The sequence below is a fragment of the Candidatus Thioglobus sp. genome, from assembly GCF_029243085.1.
GTDB lineage: Bacteria > Pseudomonadota > Gammaproteobacteria > PS1 > Pseudothioglobaceae > Thioglobus_A.
Window position 1 is genome coordinate 1 of sequence record NZ_JAQWSS010000109.1, and the last position, 4,375, is coordinate 4,375.

A 4,375-nucleotide genomic window follows, 5' to 3' on the forward strand; every position below is an offset into this window, starting at 1 on the left:
AACTAAATTATCATTTTTAAAAGGAATGCCTCGAAGATCACTAGGTTCCATCTGTGAAAGTCGAATATCAATAATATTGACATTATGCGCTGTGGCTACTTGGGAAATTATTTGAGATTTTCCAATACCAGGGGCACCCCACAACATAACTGGCGTGTGATGACCTTCAAATACTGATTCAAACTCTTGGGTAAGGATTTTATTAACTTGCTCTGGACGCATAATGACTTGAAAATATGAAAAGTGGCTATATTCTACCGTAATAGAAGATAAAATCACATAATATGACTACTACTAATATTACCTCTGAAGAACTATGGAATTTTCCTTGTGATTATTCTGTTAAAGTATTTGGCAAAACTTGTGATGAGTTGCATGCAACAGTACGCACTATTGTCGAGCGTTATACTGATGAAATCCATCCAGACAGCATTACTACCAAGCAAAGCTCAAAAGGCGGCTATGTATCTATCACGCTTAAAATTATTGCAACTAGCAGAGCACAGTTAGACAGTATCAATCAAGACCTGCAGGATTGCAAGTTAGTTGCTTACGTGCTTTAAACTTATATGAACATTGTTGAACTAGGTCATCAAGATTATTTGACTACCTGGCAATCCATGAAAGAATTTACTGATACACGCACATCTGAGAGTGAGGATGAACTTTGGATTGTTGAACACCCAAGTGTCTTTACTCAAGGCATTGCTGGCAAATCCGAACATGAGCTTAATATTAACAATATTCCCTTAATCAAAACCGATCGAGGCGGTCAAGTAACTTACCATGGTCCCGGTCAATTAATCATATATTGCTTAATAGATTTACAAACTAAAGGCTTTGGTATTAAAAAGATGGTGTCCATTCTTGAAGAGTCTGTCATTCAATTATTAAAATTTTATAGTATTGATGCACAACTTAAGCCTGGTGCACCCGGTGTATACGTCAACCAAAGTAAAATCGCTGCGCTTGGTTTAAAGGTTAAACAGGGAAAAACCTATCATGGGTTAAGTGTCAACATAGATATGGATTTGCAACCCTTTGCACAAATTAACCCTTGTGGATACCCAGGATTGCAAGTAACACAATTAAGTGACTTAGCGGATAATGATGTTTCTTTGTCGCAAGTTTCAAAACAATTGACCCAATTAATCATTACAAATATTAATCAGCATGAATAACACCTCAAGTGAGCAAGAAATCGAAATAAAAAGTCTTAAGGGTGAATCAAAAGTATCGCGCCTAAAGATTAAGCCAGATGCACAACGTGCACCGCTACGCAAACCTAATTGGATTCGTATTAAGCATCCTAGTGGCTCAAAAGTGGATAAGTTAAAAAAAACTTTAAGAGAGCAAAAATTATTTACCGTTTGTGAAGAAGCCCAATGTCCTAACTTAAGTGAGTGTTTCAATCATGGTACAGCTACCTTTATGATCATGGGCCAAATTTGTACGCGTCGCTGTCCTTTCTGTGACGTGGCTCATGGCAAGCCCAAAGCACTAGACAAAGATGAACCACAGCATTTAGCAGAAACTATTGAAAAAATGCAGCTTAAGTATGTAGTAATCACCTCAGTAGATCGTGATGATCTGCGTGACGGTGGTGCTGAACATTTTAAACAATGTATTGATCAAGTTAGAGCACGCACACCAAAAGTTAAGATTGAAATCTTAACGCCAGACTTTAGAGGAAGAGTAGACAAGGCGCTTGAGGTGTTTGAAACTTGTCCGCCTGATGTTTTTAATCACAATCTTGAAACGGTACCAAGCCTGTATCCAAAAGTACGCCCTGGTGCAAGTTATGAATACTCGCTAGAGCTATTGAAAGCTTTTAAAAAACAACATCCTGAGGTGACAACAAAATCAGGCTTAATGCTAGGCGTCGGTGAAAGTGAAAAACAAGTTATCGATGTACTCAAAGATTTAAGAGCACATAATGTAGACATGTTAACTCTAGGTCAGTACTTACAGCCGAGTAAGCATCATCTGGCAGTTGAAGCATATATCCACCCAGAACAGTTTGAAAAATATAAAGTGATTGCAACCGAACTTGGCTTTACTCAAGTGGCTAGTGGACCAATGGTTAGATCGTCTTATCATGCAGATCTTCAAGCTGCTGGGGAAGCTATTAGCTAACTTATCAATTAACTAAAATTTAGACAAAAAAAATACCGACTAAATGTCGGTATTTTTTTGTCCCACTCTTTTTTATTCGAATGGTCAGATTAAAACTGATTAACTAAACATCATTTTTATCTTCTTTCTTTAACAAGCCATTTGTATCAATTTTATCATCAGCTGCTTCTTGCGCATCCTCGATATCATCAGATTTTTTAGCTTTTTTAGTTAGTGCGGTTTTAATCCAGTTTTTAGGATCATTATCTTGCTTTGCAGCGTTAGGTTTCTTTTCCTTAACAATGTTGTACTTAGCATCAGCGTCTGCATCACCAGGAAGGAGACCCATACTAACAGCAATGTTACGACAAGACTCCTCACCAGCAGATAAAATTCCTAGTGGAATAACAATCAAAGTCAAGATTGTCGAAATCAAGACACCAAATAATAACGAGATCGCCATACCTTGGAAAATTGGATCTGACAAAATAACACTAGATCCACCAACCAAAGCAAATGCAGTAATCATAATTGGTCTGGTACGTGAAGAACAAGAGTTAATCACAGCATCAAAGAAAGGCATACCTTTGGCATATTCTTGAACCGTAAAGTCCACCAATAAAATTGAATTTCGCACAACAATTCCAGCTAAAGCAATCCAACCAATCATTGATGTCGCTGTAAATTCAGCATTTAATAACCAATGACCTGGAACGATACCCAATAGAGTTAACGGAATTGGTGCCATAATTACAGCAGGAATAATAAAGTTTCCAAACTGCCACACTACCAACATATAAATTACCACCAGTGCCACACCAAACGCCATACCCATGTCTCGGAATGTTTCATAGGTAACAGTCCATTCGCCACCCCATTCAAATCCTGGAATGGTTTGATCTACTGGTGGACCTAGATATTCACCTTGTAACTGTGTACCGTCAAGAGTCTGATATCGTAGCAACAAATCATCGACTGCAAACATCGCGTAAATTGGCGCACTTAAACGACCAATTGGCTCGCCTAATACATACTCAACATCCGCTAAATCTTTATGATAGATCAAATCATCTTGTTTCTTATAGCTAAATGAGCCCAATTCAGAAATTGGAATCATGCCACCATGTTGCGAAGGAACAGGCAATTGAGTTAAGTATGATAACTGCGAGCGCTTAGTTAAAGGAACTTGCAAACAAATACGTGAGGGTTCTAATGCGTTTTTTAGACGAATTGTGCCTACGTTAAAGCTACTCATAGCCATCGCCAATGTCTCTTTAACAGTCATAACACTAACGCCAAATCTAGAGGCTTTAGCTGTATCTACTTGGAAATCAATCACAGGGTATTCATCCCGCATTAGATTATCAATATCTGTCATAGTGCCTGACTCAATAAACAACTCTGTCAAATCGTTAGCAAGCTTACGACGATTTTCTTTATCTGGTCCGTATACTTCAGCAACAACTGGTCTAAGTACCGGAGGGCCAGGCGGCATCTCTACCACAGAGTAATCTGCACCCGCATCTTCAGCAATTGTTCTAATCAGTTCACGTGCTTCTAATGCTATTTCATGACTAGATCGAGTTCGATCGGATTTCTCTGCCAATTGAATTTGTAACTCACCAACCGAAGAAGATTGACGTAAGTATGAGTGTCTAACTAGACCATTAAAATCAAACGGTTTAGCCGTACCTGAATAAGCTTGAATATCCACCACTTCTGGAACGTTGCGGAGTTTTTGTGCCATCAAATGCAACGTTGAAGCTGTGCTTGATAATGCTGTTCCATCTGGCATATCGAGTACAACACCAAATTCTGATTTATTATCTAACGGTAACATCTTAACTGGCACTGCTGTCGTATAGAACATTGACATTGCCATAAAAAATACAATTACTAGACCAATTAAAAAGCTCCAGCCATAACTAGCTTTATTAAATAGTGCCGAAATTGTTGAATGATAAAAAGCATACATTACCTTTGCTTCTTTTTCTTCCTTCTCATGCATCTTATGCAGCACACTTAGTGGCGGCACTAATTTCATAATAAAGTATGGAGTAAATACAAAGGCTGCAAATAACGAAAACATCATTGCTACAGAACCAAGTACTGGAATTGGTGCCATATACGGCCCCATCATGCCACTCACTGCTGCCATCGGCACTAGCGCTGCAACAACGGTAAATGTTGCTAGAATAGTAGGGTTTCCTACTTCACGAACGGCGTCAATTGCTGTACCTATACTAATTTTATTATCAAT

The 4,375-nt window shown here is 38.4% G+C and carries 5 protein-coding genes; 3 read left to right on the forward strand and 2 right to left on the reverse strand.

Annotation, left to right across the window (positions count from 1 at the left end; all coding sequences use genetic code 11):
* Nucleotides 1-222 (reverse strand): AAA family ATPase (locus tag P8M52_RS06215; protein WP_300308892.1); only part of this gene is annotated, 222 nt, incomplete at its 3' end.
* A gap of 62 nt (nucleotides 223-284) precedes the next feature.
* Here P8M52_RS06215 and P8M52_RS06220 point away from each other — a divergent pair.
* The 3 genes from P8M52_RS06220 to lipA are packed head-to-tail and all read left to right on the forward strand — an operon-like array spanning nucleotide 285 to nucleotide 2,136.
* Nucleotides 285-563 (forward strand): DUF493 domain-containing protein, encoded by a 279-nt coding sequence (locus P8M52_RS06220; RefSeq protein ID WP_300308895.1) that lies wholly within the window; start codon nucleotides 285-287, stop codon nucleotides 561-563.
* A 6-nt stretch (nucleotides 564-569) separates the two neighbouring features.
* Nucleotides 570-1,181, forward strand: a complete 612-nt coding sequence (lipB, locus tag P8M52_RS06225) for a lipoyl(octanoyl) transferase LipB (RefSeq protein ID WP_300308898.1) — start codon at nucleotides 570-572, stop codon at nucleotides 1,179-1,181.
* Nucleotides 1,174-2,136: a lipoyl synthase gene (lipA, locus tag P8M52_RS06230; protein WP_300308900.1), complete on the forward strand. Its 963-nt coding sequence runs from the start codon at nucleotides 1,174-1,176 to the stop codon at nucleotides 2,134-2,136. Before lipB ends, lipA begins: the two co-directional genes overlap by 8 nt.
* 103 nt (nucleotides 2,137-2,239) lie before the next feature.
* Here the strand turns inward: lipA and P8M52_RS06235 are convergent.
* Nucleotides 2,240-4,375: efflux RND transporter permease subunit (locus P8M52_RS06235; RefSeq protein WP_300308902.1), on the reverse strand; the 2,136-nt coding region annotated here is incomplete at its 5' end.